Source organism: Gilliamella sp. B2717 (assembly GCF_026536675.1).
Taxonomy (GTDB): Bacteria; Pseudomonadota; Gammaproteobacteria; order Enterobacterales; family Orbaceae; genus Gilliamella; species Gilliamella apicola_I.
This window is the reverse complement of sequence record NZ_JAFNNQ010000025.1, coordinates 485-18,539: the sequence shown is the minus strand read 5'-3', so window position 1 is coordinate 18,539 and position 18,055 is coordinate 485. Positions and strand designations below refer to the sequence as shown.

Sequence of the window (18,055 nt, the reverse complement as noted above, 5' to 3'; positions counted from 1 at the left end):
ATCCTGTAGTTTGTGTTATTTACTGTTACGCTTCACATCAAGAAGTGACAGTAAATCATCTTTTATTGTTGATACTTTTGTCGCATATTGTTCTTTTTGCTCAGCATCTTCAATAAGTTGCGTAATGGTTTGTGACAACGTACAACCACGGCGTTTAGCTAAATTCGCTAAGCGTTGCCAAACTAAAAACTCCAAATCGATGGACTTCTTCCGTGTATATTGTTGTTCTGCGTTAAAATGTCGTTTTCGTTTTGCCCGTATAGTCTGCTTCATGCGATTATCTAAATCGGGATTCAAATGCGATTTTATCCAATCAACAACGCTTGTTGGATTATGTTCTAACAGTAATAATTCATTTACGGCATGTTGTGCAGCACTTTTTTCAATATAGCGAGTTATTGGCTCGCCCTCTAGATGTTTTTTAACTAAATAGTGCCACTTCCAACCACATTCAAGGTTTTCGAGTTGTTGATATTTCATTTGTTCACCTTGTGACGCTGTAACTATAGAGATTATATGTAGCATAATCGTTTTACACAATAAAGAAAATTATTGCATTTGACAAATTTTTTATAAATCTGGTATCGTTCACCTTTTATATCGTTCTTTATTTAAGGAATCAAAAATAATGGTTAAAGCTGATGTTATTTATATTAATGGCTATATTTATACAGCAGATAAAAAAGATACAGTTTGTGAAGCGATAGCAATCAAAAATGGTTACATAATAGCAACAGGCTCCACAGATGAAATAAATAGCCATCACTATGTTGATAATGATACAGCAATTTATGATCTTCATGGTAAAACGATGATGCCGGGGATAATCGACTCACATCTTCATACTTTTTGGGGTGGCATGCAATTGACCTCATGTAATTTGAATTATCAAAGTTTAACCGTTGAGGATACTTTAGCAATTATTCAAAAACACTTGGATAAAGACAGTCAAAATAATAACACACAATGGCTACAAGTTCGAGGCTGGTTAAGGCAAGAAGTGTTACCAATCGGTACCGATATTACCCGCTTCGATCTGGATAAACTCAATACTCAGCGACCGGTAATCCTTTTTTCTAACGATTGTCATACGTTAGTTGCTAATAGTATTGCGTTGCAAAAATTTGGTTTGGATAGAAACACACCCGAACCGACAGATGGAAAAATTGGCAGAACACAAGACGGTGAACTTAATGGCATTTTAGAAGATGCACCGGCTATGCGAGCTTTTGACAGCATATCAAAATTGACGGAAGAACAAGCCGCACATATTGCTAAATTAGCACAAGCAGAATTAAACAAACAAGGCGTAACAGCCGTGATGGACGCTCGGATAACTGAAACGCAAGCCGATGCCTTTTTAAAGTTGCAACAGCAAGATCAACTTACCATTCGGTTATTTGGTGCACGAGAGTTACCGCCAGATGATGTGACATCCATTGAGGCTATTCCGGCATTACTCGAAAAAGTTAAACAGTTTGCAAACCGTTATGATGATAAAAATTGGCAACCTAAGCCCGGTATTAAAATTTCACATACTAAACTGTTTGTTGACGGGGTAATGCAAGCACCATTAATGACAGCAAGACTATTGCAACCTTATCAGCTTGAAGATGAAAAAGATCGTTATGGTGATTTGTACTATTCAACTGAGATGCTAAATGCTTTAATTTTAGAGTCCTCGCGTGCTGGTTTTCATCCTCATATGCATACTGTTGGTGAAGGTGCCATTGAAGTGGTGCTTGATGCAATCGAAAAAATGCGCCAAGCATTACCGGATGCCGATATCCGCCCTAGCACGGCGCACAATGAACTTAGTGCTGCGCATCAATATGCAAGGTATAAGCAATTAAATGCTTGTGTGGTGTTTTCATTCCAATGGGCTGGCTGTAGCGACGCCATGGTTGAACAATACCAAACACTATTTGGCGAAAAACGCTATAACGGTTTAGAAGCCCACGGGCAATATATCGATGCAGGCGTCAACTGCGCCTTTGGTAGCGATTGGCCAATTGATCCATTAAATGAATGGTATGATTTTCAAATAGCCATGACCCGACAAATTGATGCACAGCACCCACGTTTAAACAGTGACCGTAATTTAACTGCTACCGAAGTCTTACGCTGCGCAACCATTGGCGCTGCTTATGTGCTAAAACAAGATGAGTATATTGGCTCAATTGAAAAAGGTAAATTTGCTGATTTGATCATCTTAGATCGCAATCCATTTACCATTTCAGCAACCGATATGCAAAATGTGAAAGTATTAACGACTATTGTTGGTGGTAAAACAGTTTATCAGCAAGACTCATAAAACTATAGCTTTAGATAGATTGTTTAAAAAATAGAGCCAACCTAACCGTTGGCTTTATTTTTGTTTAGTCATTACGTCTTTATCGTTTATAAGAATAATAGGTACGTTAGCTGATAAGCAAGCTGTTCCCCACGTAGAAGCGATGATTAGTTCCTTGTTAGTTTTAATCATTGCTATATACATTAGCAATCAGTACTGAAAGTAAGAATAATGGTAAATGCTTTGGTTATATATCTATAATAAGGAAAATCAAACTTACTTTTTATTCAAGTTTTCTTACATTTTAAAACATTATCCAAAATATCACTGTTATTAGAAAAGCTTTAAACAATAATTTTCCTAAAAATATTTTTTTCACTACTTTATATCAAATCCACAATAATCTCTTTTTCTCCAATTTAAAATACAATATATTTTATGAACAAATTACCTTGGCTTTTTCAATTTTTTATCCTTCTATGCTTATCTATAATAGAAAGTTGAACCTAAATATAGGTCACCTCTACGAGTTTAAATAATCAATTTTTATTAAGATTTGTTTAGAAATAATTCATATTGAATGATCTAATTCAAAATTTGCATAATTTAATGTCAATATAATAAAAATTAACTTGCATAATTATAATAATATGGGAGAATTCCCTGCCGCTTTTAGCGGGTAAAAAGGCAAAACTATACTTAGTAGTTTTTTATTGTTTTTTGGGACAGAGGAGCAAAGTTAGTCATGTCCGCAATAAAAATGAAACGAGTTTTAACCACACCTGCATTGATTGCATTTGGTTTAGCTTATATGGTTCCTTTGGGGATCTTTACCACTTATGGGGAAGTCACTGTTACAAGTAATGGACACTTACCTATAGCCTACATCATAACCCTTGCCATGATCTTTTTCACAGCATTGAGTTACTGCCGAATGGCAAATAAACTCCCTATTGCTGGTTCGGCGTATACCTATGTGCAACGAACCTTTGGAGGAAAAGTTGGTTTCTTAGTTGGTTGGGCACAAATTCTTGATTACCTTTTTTTACCAATATTAAATTATTTGGTTTTAGGAATATATCTACATGAACACTTTGAGAATATTCCAGCCTATGTATTTGTATTAGTATCGATTATGGGTGTTAGTATATTAAATTATCTTGGAATCAAGTTAATCAATTGGGCCAATATCACTTTAAATTTATTTCAAGCGTTATTTATCGTATTGTTTATTATTATAACGTTAATAAATGTTGATTTAACACCCGAAACGATGCTCAAACCAATATCAGTTACACCAGATGACTTTAGTGGTTTATTTTCCGGAGCTGCTATATTATGCCTTGCATTTTTAGGTTTTGATGCAATCGCGACACTGGCTGAAGAATCAAATGAAGCGAAAAAAACCTTACCAAGAGCAATTATTGGTACCGTACTTATTGCTGGTTGTATATTCTTAGTTGTTTCCTATTGTGCGCATTTAGCGTATCCACAATGGACTGATTTTGTTGACAATAGAGATACAGCGAGTTTGGATGTAATGCATAGAGTTGATAGCATAAGTCACCTAAGCAATATTTTCGGCAAATATGGGGATAACTTTATTTATAATTTCTTCCAAACAGCATACTTAACAGGTGTATTTGCCTCAACCATGACAGCTCAGACTAGCGTTTCTCGAATTTTTTATGCAATGGGGCGTGAAGGTGTATTGCCTAAACGAATCTTCTATAGAATTCATCCTCGATTTAGAACACCTTATTTATCAATAATCTTCGTGTCGATTTTTTCATTATTCGCTTTGGTACTTGATTTAACCTTAGTAATATCGATGATAAGTTTTGGTGCATTAGTAGCTTTTACCTTTGTCAACCTATGCGTTATTAAAAGCTACCTTGGTGGTGAAACGAAGAAAACAATGTTGATGCTATTAAAATATGGATTAATGCCTGCAATTGGTTTACTACTTTCTTTGTGGCTATGGACTAGTCTTGAATCGACAGCAATGATGGTTGGTTTGATTTGGTTGGCATTTGGATTCTGTTATTTACTTTATTTAACTAGATGTTTCACAACTACATTGCCATCAATTGATCATACAGAATTGGATTCGATTATAAAAGATTAAATTAATCTATTCCGTCTACTTAAAAGTATTTAGTTAATGCCCTTTTAAAAATAATCCCGTCAACTTAGGTGACGGGATTTTCTTTTCTTTAAAAAGAAAAGTTAAAAATTATTCCCCAAAACCAGTAGCAAATAATTCGCGGATTTCATCCATTGCAGCTTGCTCGTCTTCTCCATCACAGATGATTTCAACAGTTGAACCACCTTTTACACCTGCTCCAAGCAACCCCATCATACTTTTTAGTTTAATCGCTTTGTCGTTATAAACAAGCTCAATTGATGATTTATAGCGACCGGCTAATTTAACTAATGCCGTTACTGGGCGCGCATGAAGACCGGTTGAATTTTTTACTACCATTTGCTCTTTTAACATACTAAGTCCTTCTTTCTATCTTAAGTTAATACAATACCTAGTATTTATATCATAAAATAATCTGTTTTGCTCATTTTTAGATATAAATTTTTATAATTTATACAAAGCTTTTTATTAATTTAAACTTAATACTATTTTATGCCCAATAATATCTAACTACATGAAAAAAAACAGGCGCTGCAAAACAGATTGAATCAAAACGATCAAGTACACCACCATGTCCGCCAATTAGGTTACCCCAATCTTTTACCCCCCTATCACGCTTTATGGCAGACATAACTAATCCGCCAAAAAATCCTAGCAAGGTGATCATGAGTGAAATTAAACCAGCTTGAATAAGACTAAATGGCGTAATCCAAAACAGACAACTACCAATAAAACTGGCTGTAATTATGCCACCAATAAATCCTTCCACTGTTTTGGATGGTGAGAGATTTGGGCTAATTTTATGTTTACCAAATAATTTACCAAAGACATACTGCAAAACATCTGACATTTGAACAACTAACACCAAAAAAGCAATAAGTAATAAATTTCGGTCGTGATAGTTATCAATTTGGAGTGACAATAAGGCAGGTACACAAGAGATATTATATACGGTGATGACTAATCCCCATTGTACTTCGGCCGTTCTGTCTAAGAATTTAAATGAGGATCCGGTCACTGTGGCTAAAATAGAAAGAATTAAAAAACCGTATACTGGAATGAATATGCTAAATAGACCATACCATGAAACAGCGATTAAAATATATTGCGCCGGCAACGCTATTCCGAAAGCAAATATTAAAACGTAATAATCATATCGGCTAATACTGGTCAGATTAAGAAACTCGCGTAATGCTAAACCCGATACCACGAAAAATAAAAAAATGACGGCTAATTTTCCGATCAAAAAAGCAGTACCTAAAATCGCCACCATGACCCACCACGCATTAATGCGAGTATTTAAATTATCAATAACCCGATTAGGTGATCGAATTCGATGTTTTAACGTGAGTCCGATTAACGAAGCAACGATTAAAAATAGAGTAACGCCCAAAAATAACAATAAAGTATGGTATTGATAGTTAGACATCTATTTCCTCAAATTACTGATTCTTCTAATACTTTAAAAATGAATGTTGAAATCATTTTACAATAAATTATAAATAATACGACTGGCAAATCCGCCTATAAAGAGTAAAAGTTGGATCATCACTGTCACTATTTGAATTTTGAAAAGTCGTAATGTCCCTTTTTCGCGCTCATACATTGTTCGAGATTTAGAAAGATCAGATTTAATTAAACCTAATTTTACAAGCGCATGATCTAACTCTTTCAACACTATTGAGGGTTCATGAATATATGGCGTCAAATATTCAAAAAGTTTGATATCGAAATTAGTCCTAAGTGCATAATATTGACTTATTAAGCCTAAAATAAAAACAAAAAAACAGATTAAACTTATCAGATTTGAATCATTAATTGCCAGATAAATAAAGCCAATGACCAGCGCAGAAATTGTTAAAAACCCAGAAAAAATATTAACTTGCTTACTTAAAGAAAGCAAACTACACAATGTCACAATTTGAGTTTGATTGGTGTGAAACTGTTTTCTATTATGATCAGATTTCAGCATGTAGATTTCTGCTCCATTCTATTAATATTAACCGTTGTCTAGTTGAAATAACAATATTACGCCGACATGTTCTTACCTTAGCTATCGCATCATCAACATTCTTGGCTCGATGAGTCCACAACAACCACGCGATAACTGCTGTCGCACTTCTTGAATAACCTAATGCACAGCAGACTAACAATCGACCTTGCAGTCGATATTGTTCAATGATTTCAGCCGTCATTTGACATTGCGCTTGCGTGAGCGGTGTCATATCCAAAATGGGCATTAGCGTATAATTACCTTTAAATTGACCTATCGGCAGTTCTGCACATAAATCAACAATAGTTGTAAATTGATTGTGTTTCAGATTGTAGGTTGAAGGAATTCTACCTAAAAAAACGTTATCCTCAATGAAATTGTTTGGTTGGTGCTTAAACGTCCATAAACGTGAATTGATCCACATAATGATAAAATAAGGCAAATATAATATAATAACGACGAGTGAAAAATGTCCGTTAGATTGTTTTTGAAATCCTTTTGCACCTATCAATAAATAATTAAGCGCGACCAACAAAAATGCTCCAGAAAGCCAAAATAACCAAAGTCCCCAACCCCTCATATAAATGGCCAAACTCATGGTTAACAGAGTTAAACAACAATAAATAAAAGCCCAACGATACTGTTTTGATAAAGACGTGAATTTTAATGGCGATATTCCATTATTAGGCCATAACCAAATACACAAACAACCTACCCATACACCTGTTGGGATATCAAAAAAATGATGTTGCCAGGTTGTTAATACCGATAGCGCAATTAACAAACACCAAATATGCAAAATATAACGGAAAATAGTCTGAAAATAGCAGGCATAGAACTGCCATAAAATAATAAGTAATGTGATATGTAATGATGGGGCTTGATTAAAAGGTTTATCAAATCCCATAAGAAAATCAAAAAGTAAACCAAAAAATCCGTCCATAGCTGGACGATCAAAACTGAATTTAAGTGGGAAAAGAAGAAAACAACAGACACAAATAATTTGTGCGGTTAATAATCTAAAACAAAGTGTTTTTAATGACTGATTCGATTTTGCTAATAATATAGCAAGTCCATACATTAAATCTATCGACCAATAGGGCACAATCGTCCATGACCAAAGTGGTATAATCGTTTCCCAATCAAAAACCATGCTACTGACATCATTACGTTCAGCTGTGAATGCATTGCTAAAATTGTAACTAGCAAAGAAAAATACCGTTAACCCGATAAGCCATAAACATTTGTTAATGTTTAATTGAATAGAACCCTGCTTCATCATAACGTTAATCAATTAATCAATGCGCTGAGCTAATGACACCGTAAAAATCCCCCACTGATCAATACGCATTGTGACTTTTCGAAAGCCTGCTGCCATGACAAGTTGATCCATTTCAAGCTGTGTCCGTCTGCGCATTATCCATGGCTGCCTGTCACGATGTGAAGTTAATGCTCGGGCAATAAACTCAAGTTGAGGATGCCAAGGTTGATTGGTATAAATTAAATATCCACCTTTGGGGATAGCATCCGCTAAACCCGATAAAGATTCACGTAATAATGAATTATCACTAAACAATTCATACAAACCAGAAACGACAGCTAATGTTGGTTTAGGCGATAGGTCAGCTAACTGCTGTCTGTTAAAAGCATCGCCCTTTTCAAACTGTACAAGGTGACTTAAGCCTAATTCATTAATCAAATTTTGACCATCACGAATATTAATATCGCTATAATCTCTAAGCAGTACTGAATCAGGTTTCTTGGCTAACTGATTAATTGTCTCAAGAATATAACGTCCATGGCCTGCTGCTATATCAACAATATTGACGATATTATCGTGTTTTTGTAATTGCGATATGGCTAATTTTAATAATTCTTCAAGATGTATTTTACGTTGCCGAATTCCTCGCCAACCCATTGATTGCAAATAAATATAGTCAAAAAACTGACCTAATTTTGAACTTCCTGAAGGTTGATTACGATAAACATAATCCAATGTACTACCTGAGTCGAACCCAGTTTCAACTCCAAGTTTGATACCATCAGAAATTTTACTGGCATATTTTAAATTAGCTTTGATGAATTTCCAGTAAAGAGGTTTAACTATTCCCTTCACAGGCAATGATAAATTATCGGCTTCTTGCTTAGTATAACCAACAAGGTCTGCGTTAACCAAAGAAGGAATATTCGGTTGATTTGCAAAGCACCCTATAATAAAACGCCTTGCTTTTTCAATAGCGATATGGCGTTCTTGTTCACCAAACGTGTCATGATAAAAATTAGGCAAAATATGAAATTCTTTTTGAGTGGTACCTAAATTTTCATAAAACTGTTTCTGAGGTTTGCGTCTGACAACAAAATCAGAACCAGAAACAAGTATTTGAGTCGGCACTGTTATTGCATTAGCATCTTTAACAATACGATCAGCTACAGAATATAAATCAAGTAGCAATCTGACTGAAATTGGTCGAGTGATTAATGGATCTTGATTAAATGATTCTGCTCGTTGTTTGTCATGAGTCAATAATCCAGATTTAACGTAACTATTAACAAAAAAATTACCTTTCAGATTATATAATAATTTTAAACCAGACACTGCCAAAGGAACATAAAGTTTTACACGAAAAGCAGGCGCTCCTAGTACTAAGGCTCGAATATTAGGGGTATAGTCATGTACCCATGCACTTGCAATGACGGCACCCACACTTTGTGCAATTATTGCAATATCTTGTTGTCTTAAACTATATTCTTGGGTAATGTGTTCAATAAAAGCATTCGCATCCTTGATCAACGTGGCAAAATTGGGGGCATCGCCTCGTTCACCTTCTGATTGTCCATTACCTCGAGCATCCCATGCGAAAATTTGAAAATTAGGTAATTCAAGTTCGTCGGCAAGATGCGCTATTCGACCAGAATGTTCATGTCCACGATGAAAAAGCACAATCGCTTGATTAGGTTGAATATCGGCATCTATTGCAGGCCAGTAGCGATAAAATATTTGGCAACCATCATGGCTTGTGAATGTTTTTTGTTGCTGTTGACGCATCGACAACTCCTTGTTAAATTTTAGCTTCTTGCAAACCTTTTCGAATTCGATTCACAGTCGTCCATATGAGTAAAAAAATAATTATCCCTAATAACGCATTTATCCAATTCAATGGTAACAAACCGGTAGCAATACCTAAACTGATTAAGCTAAAAATAAAAGCTCTATCGCTTTTTCCCATTGGACCGTCATACCGTCTGGATGCACCAATTAGTAACCCTAAAACACCACTATATTCAGTTAAAAAAGACAGTAACACAATCAATATCACTAAACCAGTATTGACACTTGGCACCTGAATAAATACTAATAATAGCGCACAATCGGAAATAACATCCGTTATTTCATTTAGATATGCGCCTAAATTAGATTTTTGATGATACTCTCGTGCTAACATGCCATCAATGGCATTGAGCGCCATTCGAATAAACATCCATACTGGAATTAAGAAAAATAGCCAAAGATATTCAATAAAATAACTCACAATCAAGGCGATAAAAATAGAGCCCATACAAGCGAATAAGGTGACCTGATTAGCGGTAATGTTCACACTATAGAATTTCTCAACGCAGGGACGAAGTAACGATTGAAATCGTGATTTTAATTGATAAATTGATAACACAAACAATCCTTTTATAAATTATCTTTTTACTATTACTTACACTGAATCATCATGTACTTTAACATTTAAACAATCCGTTGTAACTGGGTATACTTTAATGAACTTATCATAAAATGCAAACGATTAAGCACATTTACTTCGCCTGCACCATCATCAAAGTCTAAATAGAGTAAGTTAAGTTTTGGGTTAAGATCTCGCATTCGTTTTTCAACACCTTTAGATACAACATGGTTCGCAATACATCCAAACGGTTGCAGGCTAATAACATTGTTAATTCCCTGTTCAGCAAATGTCATAATGCCAGCAGGAATCAACCAACCTTCACCATATTGATTCGCCAAATTTAATATTTCTTCAGCCTTTTTAGACATATCGCGAATATTATGGAAAGGTTGATAATACTTAAATTGGGACAAAATTTTATTTGTTTTATCAATATACCGATGTGCAATCTTTTCAAAAAAGGATATTAGATAAGAGATATAACTCTTTGATGAGAGAAAATTATTGACATTACTATCATAATTAACAAAACATTGCGCAAAAAACTCAATCATTGGAGGAATAACCGGTTCAATACCCTGCTCGACTAGCCATTCAACACTGTGTTGATTACCAAAACTATTATATTTAACGTAAATTTCGCCCACTATACCGATTTGTGGACAATCTTTATGGTGTGTTTCAATTTGATTAAAGTGTACAACGGCTTGCGTTAATAGTTCGAAGATGGCCTTTTTACTTTGCTTTTGTTGAATAAGTTGTTGCAATTTATGCATATAAAGCGCTTTAAGCTGATCAGCTTGTTGTTTAACTTTCGCTCTTGGCGCAATGGCGTAATACATTTTTGATAGTGAATCAGCAAAAAGCATCGCAAAAAAAGTTATCGGTAATGTTTTAAACCAATTTAGCTTAAAGCCTGGTTATTCTATTTCATTAATATTTCCAGTACTAAGTGAAATTATGGGAATATCTTCAAAACCATTACTGATCATCGCTTTTTTGATCAACGATAAATAACTACTCGCTCGACATTGTCCACCCGTTTGAGTTATCCCTATTGCCACATCATTACGGTCATATTTACCTGAACGCAATGCTTTAATAATATCCCCAACAATAATTGTTGCTGGATAACAGATTTCGTTATTGCAGTATTTTAATCCCCATTCGACTGAACGCTTATCTGGTTTAGGTAATGTTTCCAGTTTATAACCCGATAACGCAAAAATTGGCGTTAAAAGCGGAGAATAAAAATCGGAGATAAACGGTGCTAAAATGGTTCGACGTTGCTTATCTTGCTTGCTAAAAATAGCCGTTTTTTTACGTTCATCTGTTTTTAACGGTTGCTGATGATTCATTCGTATCGATTCAATAATGGAACGTAAACGTAATCTGACAGAACCCGTTGCGGTAATTTCGTCAACACGAATTATCGTACCGGTTTTACCTTTTGATTCTAAAATTGCTTTACACTCATCGGTAACAATAGCATCAGGCCCGCAACCAAATGAATTAAGTTGAACAAATTGGATATTATTGGGTTGCTCTGCAACGAATGAAGCGGCAGCATATAAACGATTCGGGTAGCTCCATTGTGAACAAATTTGAAGTTCTGGCGATAACTGGCTAATACCACCTAATACAGAATCTTCAGTAATCACATCACAACCAAGCGCATTTAAGATTTCAGGTGTTTTATGGTTTATTAAACTATCACTATGATAAGGCCGTCCTGCTAAAATAAATACATATCGCCCTGTTTGTTTGGCATTATCTAATACTTCAATCGCTTTGTTGTAAAGATTCTGTTTAAACTGGGACTGAGCCATTAATGCTGCCGAAAAGGCGTTATCAATGACTTTTTTCGCTATACCTAATGACCGTAAATATTGAACACAACTTTTTTTGAGTAACTTCACATCCGTGAAATTCATCACAAGATAATCAATCGGAATACCATATTTTAATTCTGGATTGATAGCACTATGTATGACTTCTGCATAACTACTCACAATAGGACAATTATAACTATTTACTGCATTATCAAACTGGGATGATTCAAATACGACCATAGGCATAAAAATACGATCCACTTTTTGACCAACTAATTCCATAATATGCCCATGTACTAATTTAGCAGGAAAACAGATACTATCAGACATCACTGTACCTGCTCCTTGTTCATAAATTTTATGGGTCGAATAAGGTGAAAGTATTACGTTGATACCACTTTGAGTCAATAACGTATGCCAAAAAGGAAAATTTTCATACTGTCCAAGAACACGAGGTATGCCTATATTAATTTTTGCTTGAGGATTTTCGACAGTGATTCGATCAAACAAGAGCGTGTTTTTATAATCAAACATGTTAAAGGCATGATTATCTTTATATTGATTATTACTTAAGAAACGTTCACATTTATTACCGGAATAATATTTTTGTCCATTGGCAAAACGGTAGATCATAATATCACAATTATTTTCGCACCCCTTACAGCGAGAAGGTTTCGCTTTGTTATCTTCAGCTTTTGCTAAGTTATCCAGCCCAATAAATTGTGAAGGTGTATTATTTTCAACAAAATGATTTTTTGCCACTAAAGCAGAGCCATAGGCGCCCATTAATTCAGGGATATTTGAGCTGGTGATTTGCGCACCGGTTAATTGTTCTAAGGCTCGAAAAACAGCAGGATTCTTAAAAGTTCCACCTTGCACGACGATATTATTACCTAATTTACGCATATCGTGCAGTTTAAGCACTTTATGAATTGCATTTTTAATCACTGAAAACGCAAGTCCAGCCGAAATATCCCCCATGGTGGCATTTTCGCGAAGGGCTTGTTTAACTTTAGAGTTCATAAACACAGTACAGCGTGTACCTAAATCACAAGGATGAGTTGATTGACAGGCCGCATCGGCGAAATCAATGGTATTTGAATTTAATGATTTAGCAAAAGTTTCAATGAATGAACCACACCCTGATGAACAAGCTTCATTAAGTTCGATATGATTAACCACACCATTGGCAATAAAAATGGCTTTCATATCTTGACCACCGATATCCATGATAAAACTGACATTTGGATCAATATGCTTTGCTGCGGCAAAATGCGCCATCGTTTCAACTAAACCATCATCAATACCAAATGCGGCTTTTAATAACTCTTCTCCATAACCGGTGACACCCGTCCGCAAAATCACAATATCTTTATTGGATGTCTCAATTTCTTTTTTTAATTGAGATAATCCTTTAATCAGTGCACTAATTGAATGACCGTTATTGGGGGCATAATAAGTAAACAGTAGTTCATCATCTTCACTAATTAACGTAATTTTGGTTGTCGTTGAACCACTATCTATGCCCAAAAAAGCATTTTGCTTTTTATAATCTGCGATATTTAATCGAGGAATATCGATATATTTTCGTCTTTTTTTCCAGTCATCAAATGATAAGGCTTCATTAAAAAGAGGAGATAATCGAAAAGATTGATTCACTGCAATTTTTGTTGAAGCATTTAATTTCTCGATAAAACTATTAATTGAAAGTTCAGCACGTTCAATCGGATGAATTGCCGCCCCCCAAGCAGACAACAATGTTGGATAAGGCGTTTCAACTAGCTGATCTTCACCTAATTTCAACGTATTAAGCGCTGCTTTACCTAAGGTTGGAATAAAGGAAAATGGACCACCAATTAACATCACTTTAGGAACGATATCATAACCACGTGCTAAGGTATTAACGAGTTGAATACAAACAGCATGTAAAACAGAATAGGCGATATTTTCTTTTGAGACATTACGACTAATGAGATTTTGGACATCGGTTTTGGCAAAAACGCCACAACGAGAAGCAATCGGAAAGATTTTATCATGATGTTGAGCGAGTTGATCAAATTGTTGAACAGGCGTGTTTAATAGCGTTGCCATTTGATCGATAAATGCCCCTGTCCCACCTGCACAGCTACCGTTCATTCGAATATCGGGCGGGCGATCGGGAAAGAAGAAAATCATCTTACTATCTTCACCGCCAATATCAATTAAGGTTCTGACTTCGGGATAGTTGCGCTGCACAACTTCAGATGCCGCCACCACTTCTTGGATAAAAGGAATATCGGCTTTTTCAGATATTCCCATACCAGCCGAACCCGTTACCTTGACGGATAGACAAATATTATTACCAAACTTCTGTTTAATTTCATTAAGTAAATCGAGGACTGTCGCCACAATATGTGTATTATGACGAATGTAATTGGTATAAACAAAATTGTCAAACTCACCAAGTACAACACATTTCGCAGTTGTGGAACCCACATCTAAACCAAATTTAAATAATTTTGACATAAGCAGCACATAATCCCCAAAGCATCCATTACTTTTTAATCGATATAACCAATATCGCTTTATTTTTTATGTGTAATAATTATAGCCGAATCTTACTTTTTTTTAATCAATTTGGTTAAAAAATATCTTGTTTTAAAGTTGCGTTTTTAAAATCCTATTAAATTAATTTCTATCAGAGAAAATAGTTAGCTAAAACCATTTTTAATAGGGTGAACTAACTATTTTTTTGTATCTTTTATGAGGATAATAATATGTATTAACTCATTTTTTCTAATCCCTGCTTAGCGATCGCAATAACATTTTTTAAATCGACGCCTTGCGCTTTAGCAGCAAAAATACAACCACAATAACATTGTCGATAGACATCATATTCTTTGCAAAGCTCGATAGAACGTTTATAACCATTATTTTTTTTAAAATCGGAAGGGAGATAATTCACCGAAAAAATTTCCTGAATTTCAAAACCCAGTTGATTGATTTTCTGGCTATTTTTTTTAGGACTTAACGTCAATGCACTTGCAAAATAATCGTATCCCAATTCTTGCGCTTTAATCGCTGCCAAATCTAATCGCATTTTATAGCAGAGATGACAACGCTCTCCTCCTTCGGGTTCATCACGCAAATGCCCAACTTGTTTAACAAACTCTGCCGGTTGGTAAGGTGCTTCTAAAAACTGGACATTATGCCCTGTTTTCAGATTAAAATCGTTGATGAATTTTTGTTGAACCAGACTACGGTGTTCATATTCAACTCTTGGATGGATATTCGAATTGGCAAAATAGATAGTAATATCAGCATACTGCGCCAAATACTCTAAAACATAGGTACTACATGGTGCACAGCAACTATGAATCAATAATTTAGGGCGAACTGCTTCTTGCTGCCAATCTGCGATGACTTCTTGTAAAACAGAATCGTAATTGATTTTGTTATGAGGATTTAATTTTTCCAGTATATTCTTAGCATTAATTAACATGATGACTCGTTTATAATTTTGATGATTAAAGTCTTTTTAAGCTGCGCTATGATATAGCGATAAACGCAACCATTCAAGCTTAGCATGTAATTTTTTATACTGAAACAAAGGTAATAACTAAAACTTTTTGATAATCTAATTATGACGTCAATACCGCGCTTTAACTCAAAAGTCCTTAAACGTGAAGATTAGTCACTTAACTATCCTTATTTATTGGTTATCTTAATGAAAAACAATCTGTTAAACTGAATAATTATTCATCTCAAAATCGATATCAATAATATTAGTGCCCTGACACTTTAGAAAATAAGTTTATAATAATTACCCCAAACATGATAAATCCCATACCGATTACAGCCGCTAAGTCCAAAGTTTGTTTCATAAAGATCCAAGCAATCAAACTAATAAGCACAATACCAATTCCTGACCAAATCGCATAAGCAATACCTACGGGAATAGTTTTTAATGCTAAGGAAAGAATATAAAATGATGCGCTATAACCAACAATTGTAATAATAGAATAAATAAGATGGGTAAACCCATTCGATAATTTTAATGAAGATGTAGCGATAACTTCACAAATAATAGCGAAAAAAAGATAAAGATATGCATTCATAATAATACCTATAGTCATTTGAAAAACAAATTTATTGGTTAAGTTTAAAACCTTAACGTTTTGATGTTTTATTAACCTATCACACCTTAATCAATAATATTAAAGCTTAATTATGGTTTCATTTCATCATGCTAATTTGAACAAACAGGTAAACTTGAAAGCTATCAAAGCTAGAAAATTATTAAAAAGGAATATTAAATGGTGGGTTGTGAGGGGATCGAACCCGCGACCAATTGATTAAGAGTTCCCTGAACACACCATAAAAAACAACAACTTATAAAAATATCAATGAGTTATAAAACTAATAAAGACTAATAAAGCGCTATATTAATTAACTCGACCGCCATTTTACCGCCATTTAAATATTATTGAAAGGGTTTAGTTTAATGGCGTCTTCAAAATGTTCGGGGGCAAAATGCGCATAGCGCATTGTCATTTTTATATCTGTGTGGCCCAATATTTTTTGTAACACTAAAATATTTCCGCCGTTCATCATAAAATGGCTGGCAAATGTGTGGCGTAAGACGTGAGATAGTTGACGTTTAGGTAATTCTATTTGTGCGCGCTTAATTGCTGAACGGAAAGCGGAATAACACGGCGTAAACAGCGATCCTTTCTTTATGTCGATTTCATCGAACAAAGCTTTATCAATCGGTATTGTTCGATTTCGCTTTCCCTTCGTTTTTAAATATGTAATTGACTGGTTTTTTACCTGCTTATCTTGCAATGATTCCGCTTCGCTCCAGCGTGCGCCAGTCGCTAGACATATTTTTATAATAGTTAACAAATCTTTGGCCTTGCTTTTTTTCGCTGACGCTAACAATTTTTTGATTTGATCGGGCGTTAGATATGCCATTTCTTGCTCGTCAATTCTAAATTGTCGAATACGTTCAACTGGGTTTTTAAGTGTCCACTCTCCCATCCTTATCAGCTCGTTAAACATTGATTTAACATGTGTTAACTCTAAGTTTAACGTTCTTTGTGAAACCGTTTTAACTCGCTCAGTTCGATAAATTTCACCGCTGAGCCGTTTAGATCTGTATTCTGTAAAGTCTTTGGCGGTAAAATTTGTGGCTATTGGATTTTTTATACTGTCAGCAATGAATAATAGCGTTGTATAAACATTCTCGCCGTCGCTCAGTGTTTTACCGTGCGCGTTGTGCCATAGTTCGATTAAATCTGTCAATCTCCGCCGGTCTTGCTTTTCTGCAATCCATGGTTTAGTTGCCGCTTGTTCTTCAATATAGCTTTCATACGCTAACGCCTCGCCCTTGGTTACGAACGTTTTACGAATGCGCCTGCCGCCCTCTAAATATTTTTCAAACAGCCACTTGCCGCTGGATTGCTTGCGTACACTCATCCCAGAATTTTAGCCTTTTGCGCCTGAAATTCTTCTTCTGTGATAACACCCTTTTCTTTCAACGATGCTAATCGTTCTAATTGTTCAAGTGGGTCGTTACTTGTTGTCTGTGTTTGACTAGCGCTTGAGGGGCTGCCTTGTCTTAAATCTTCCATTGCTTGTTTTACCATGTTGGTAAATGGTATTACGTTTTTCTTGGGCACATTTTCCACGGTGTAAGTATGCCCGCCCGCAGCTATAATAATTTGACCAAATAAAATTTTGGTTTGTCCGCCTACAGAAGAGATAGTGCTTAAGTCAACAGCCACTTGCTTAACCCCGAAAAACAAGCCTTTATCTAAGAAAATAACCCGTTGATTGGTTAATATAATTAACCATGTTTTACCGTCCATTTTTCCTGATGAAACAGCGATTGGCGCTTCGCCCGGCATTGCGATTTGCGGAAAGTGCAAAAATTCTTTTTTTGTAAAAAAACCGTCATCATTAGACAGTTTTTTTAATCGTTCAAATTCGGCTAGTAATTCGGCTTTTGTTGCTGTTTTATAATCAATCATTTCTACTGCTCCTTTATTTATTTCTTTCATTATTTAGTTCTTAAAAATACTACTTTTTAATAACTGATATTCATCATCAGTAATAGCACCGCTGCTTTTTAACGCTGCA

The 18,055-nt window shown here is 35.1% G+C and carries 15 protein-coding genes; 2 read left to right on the top strand and 13 right to left on the bottom strand.

The window, feature by feature from the left end; translation table 11 throughout:
• Nucleotides 1-15: 15 nt before the first annotated feature.
• Entirely contained in the window at nt 16-480 is a 465-nt protein-coding gene (gene matP, locus J3U35_RS04930) for a macrodomain Ter protein MatP (RefSeq protein ID WP_220215114.1), read from the bottom strand.
• A gap of 148 nt (nt 481-628) precedes the next feature.
• Between matP and J3U35_RS04925 the strand changes: the two genes are divergently transcribed.
• Nucleotides 629-2,314: an amidohydrolase gene (locus J3U35_RS04925; protein ID WP_267359911.1), complete on the top strand. Its 1,686-nt coding sequence runs from the start codon at nt 629-631 to the stop codon at nt 2,312-2,314.
• 724 nt (nt 2,315-3,038) lie between these two features.
• Entirely contained in the window at nt 3,039-4,421 is a 1,383-nt protein-coding gene (locus tag J3U35_RS04920; protein WP_267359909.1) for an APC family permease, read from the top strand.
• A 108-nt stretch (nt 4,422-4,529) separates the two neighbouring features.
• Here the strand turns inward: J3U35_RS04920 and J3U35_RS04915 are convergent, their stop codons facing one another.
• The 12 genes from J3U35_RS04915 to J3U35_RS04860 all read right to left on the bottom strand — a co-directional run bounded on the left by J3U35_RS04915 (nt 4,530) and on the right by J3U35_RS04860 (nt 17,976).
• Nucleotides 4,530-4,793, bottom strand: coding sequence for an HPr family phosphocarrier protein (locus J3U35_RS04915; RefSeq protein ID WP_065558280.1), 264 nt, complete (start codon nt 4,791-4,793; stop codon nt 4,530-4,532).
• A 136-nt stretch (nt 4,794-4,929) separates the two neighbouring features.
• Nucleotides 4,930-5,868: a phosphatidate cytidylyltransferase gene (locus tag J3U35_RS04910; RefSeq protein WP_267359907.1), complete on the bottom strand. Its 939-nt coding sequence runs from the start codon at nt 5,866-5,868 to the stop codon at nt 4,930-4,932.
• 57 nt (nt 5,869-5,925) lie between these two features.
• A complete protein-coding gene (locus tag J3U35_RS04905; protein WP_267359906.1) occupies nt 5,926-6,411 on the bottom strand; it encodes a hypothetical protein in 486 nt (161 codons plus the stop codon).
• Nucleotides 6,398-7,714: a phosphatase PAP2/dual specificity phosphatase family protein gene (locus J3U35_RS04900; RefSeq protein ID WP_267359904.1), complete on the bottom strand. Its 1,317-nt coding sequence runs from the start codon at nt 7,712-7,714 to the stop codon at nt 6,398-6,400. Before J3U35_RS04900 ends, J3U35_RS04905 begins: the two co-directional genes overlap by 14 nt.
• A 12-nt stretch (nt 7,715-7,726) precedes the next feature.
• Nucleotides 7,727-9,478 carry a bifunctional alpha/beta hydrolase/class I SAM-dependent methyltransferase gene (locus J3U35_RS04895; RefSeq protein WP_267359902.1) on the bottom strand — a complete coding sequence of 584 codons (1,752 nt, stop codon included), beginning with the start codon at nt 9,476-9,478 and terminating at the stop codon, nt 7,727-7,729.
• A 13-nt stretch (nt 9,479-9,491) separates the two neighbouring features.
• Entirely contained in the window at nt 9,492-10,100 is a 609-nt protein-coding gene (locus J3U35_RS04890; RefSeq protein WP_267359900.1) for a CDP-alcohol phosphatidyltransferase family protein, read from the bottom strand.
• A gap of 65 nt (nt 10,101-10,165) precedes the next feature.
• On the bottom strand, nt 10,166-10,972 hold the full coding sequence (locus J3U35_RS04885; protein WP_267359898.1) for a hypothetical protein: 807 nt from the start codon (nt 10,970-10,972) through the stop codon (nt 10,166-10,168).
• Nucleotides 10,973-11,023: 51 nt separating this feature from the next.
• Nucleotides 11,024-14,440 carry an acyl-CoA dehydratase activase-related protein gene (locus tag J3U35_RS04880; RefSeq protein ID WP_267359896.1) on the bottom strand — a complete coding sequence of 1,139 codons (3,417 nt, stop codon included), beginning with the start codon at nt 14,438-14,440 and terminating at the stop codon, nt 11,024-11,026.
• A gap of 256 nt (nt 14,441-14,696) precedes the next feature.
• Nucleotides 14,697-15,416, bottom strand: coding sequence for an epoxyqueuosine reductase QueH (locus J3U35_RS04875; RefSeq protein ID WP_267359894.1), 720 nt, complete (start codon nt 15,414-15,416; stop codon nt 14,697-14,699).
• Nucleotides 15,417-15,699: 283 nt separating this feature from the next.
• Nucleotides 15,700-16,032 carry a DMT family transporter gene (locus J3U35_RS04870; RefSeq protein ID WP_065558273.1) on the bottom strand — a complete coding sequence of 111 codons (333 nt, stop codon included), beginning with the start codon at nt 16,030-16,032 and terminating at the stop codon, nt 15,700-15,702.
• Nucleotides 16,033-16,390: 358 nt separating this feature from the next.
• A complete protein-coding gene (locus J3U35_RS04865) occupies nt 16,391-17,392 on the bottom strand; it encodes a tyrosine-type recombinase/integrase (RefSeq protein ID WP_267359893.1) in 1,002 nt (333 codons plus the stop codon).
• Nucleotides 17,389-17,976, bottom strand: a complete 588-nt coding sequence (locus tag J3U35_RS04860; protein ID WP_267359891.1) for a PH domain-containing protein — start codon at nt 17,974-17,976, stop codon at nt 17,389-17,391. Before J3U35_RS04860 ends, J3U35_RS04865 begins: the two co-directional genes overlap by 4 nt.
• Between the last annotated feature and the right edge of the window lie 79 nt (nt 17,977-18,055).

Coding starts and splice junctions, on each gene's coding strand:
- J3U35_RS04865 (WP_267359893.1), bottom strand. CDS start 17,392: ATGAGTGTACGCAAGCAATCCAGCGGCAAGTGGCTGTTTGAAAAATAT.
- J3U35_RS04880 (WP_267359896.1), bottom strand. CDS start 14,440: ATGTCAAAATTATTTAAATTTGGTTTAGATGTGGGTTCCACAACTGCG.
- J3U35_RS04910 (WP_267359907.1), bottom strand. CDS start 5,868: ATGTCTAACTATCAATACCATACTTTATTGTTATTTTTGGGCGTTACT.
- J3U35_RS04875 (WP_267359894.1), bottom strand. CDS start 15,416: ATGTTAATTAATGCTAAGAATATACTGGAAAAATTAAATCCTCATAAC.
- J3U35_RS04925 (WP_267359911.1), top strand. CDS start 629: ATGGTTAAAGCTGATGTTATTTATATTAATGGCTATATTTATACAGCA.
- J3U35_RS04895 (WP_267359902.1), bottom strand. CDS start 9,478: ATGCGTCAACAGCAACAAAAAACATTCACAAGCCATGATGGTTGCCAA.
- J3U35_RS04870 (WP_065558273.1), bottom strand. CDS start 16,032: ATGAATGCATATCTTTATCTTTTTTTCGCTATTATTTGTGAAGTTATC.
- J3U35_RS04885 (WP_267359898.1), bottom strand. CDS start 10,972: ATGCTTTTTGCTGATTCACTATCAAAAATGTATTACGCCATTGCGCCA.
- J3U35_RS04900 (WP_267359904.1), bottom strand. CDS start 7,714: ATGATGAAGCAGGGTTCTATTCAATTAAACATTAACAAATGTTTATGG.
- J3U35_RS04860 (WP_267359891.1), bottom strand. CDS start 17,976: ATGAAAGAAATAAATAAAGGAGCAGTAGAAATGATTGATTATAAAACA.
- J3U35_RS04920 (WP_267359909.1), top strand. CDS start 3,039: ATGTCCGCAATAAAAATGAAACGAGTTTTAACCACACCTGCATTGATT.
- J3U35_RS04915 (WP_065558280.1), bottom strand. CDS start 4,793: ATGTTAAAAGAGCAAATGGTAGTAAAAAATTCAACCGGTCTTCATGCG.
- J3U35_RS04905 (WP_267359906.1), bottom strand. CDS start 6,411: ATGCTGAAATCTGATCATAATAGAAAACAGTTTCACACCAATCAAACT.
- matP (WP_220215114.1), bottom strand. CDS start 480: ATGAAATATCAACAACTCGAAAACCTTGAATGTGGTTGGAAGTGGCAC.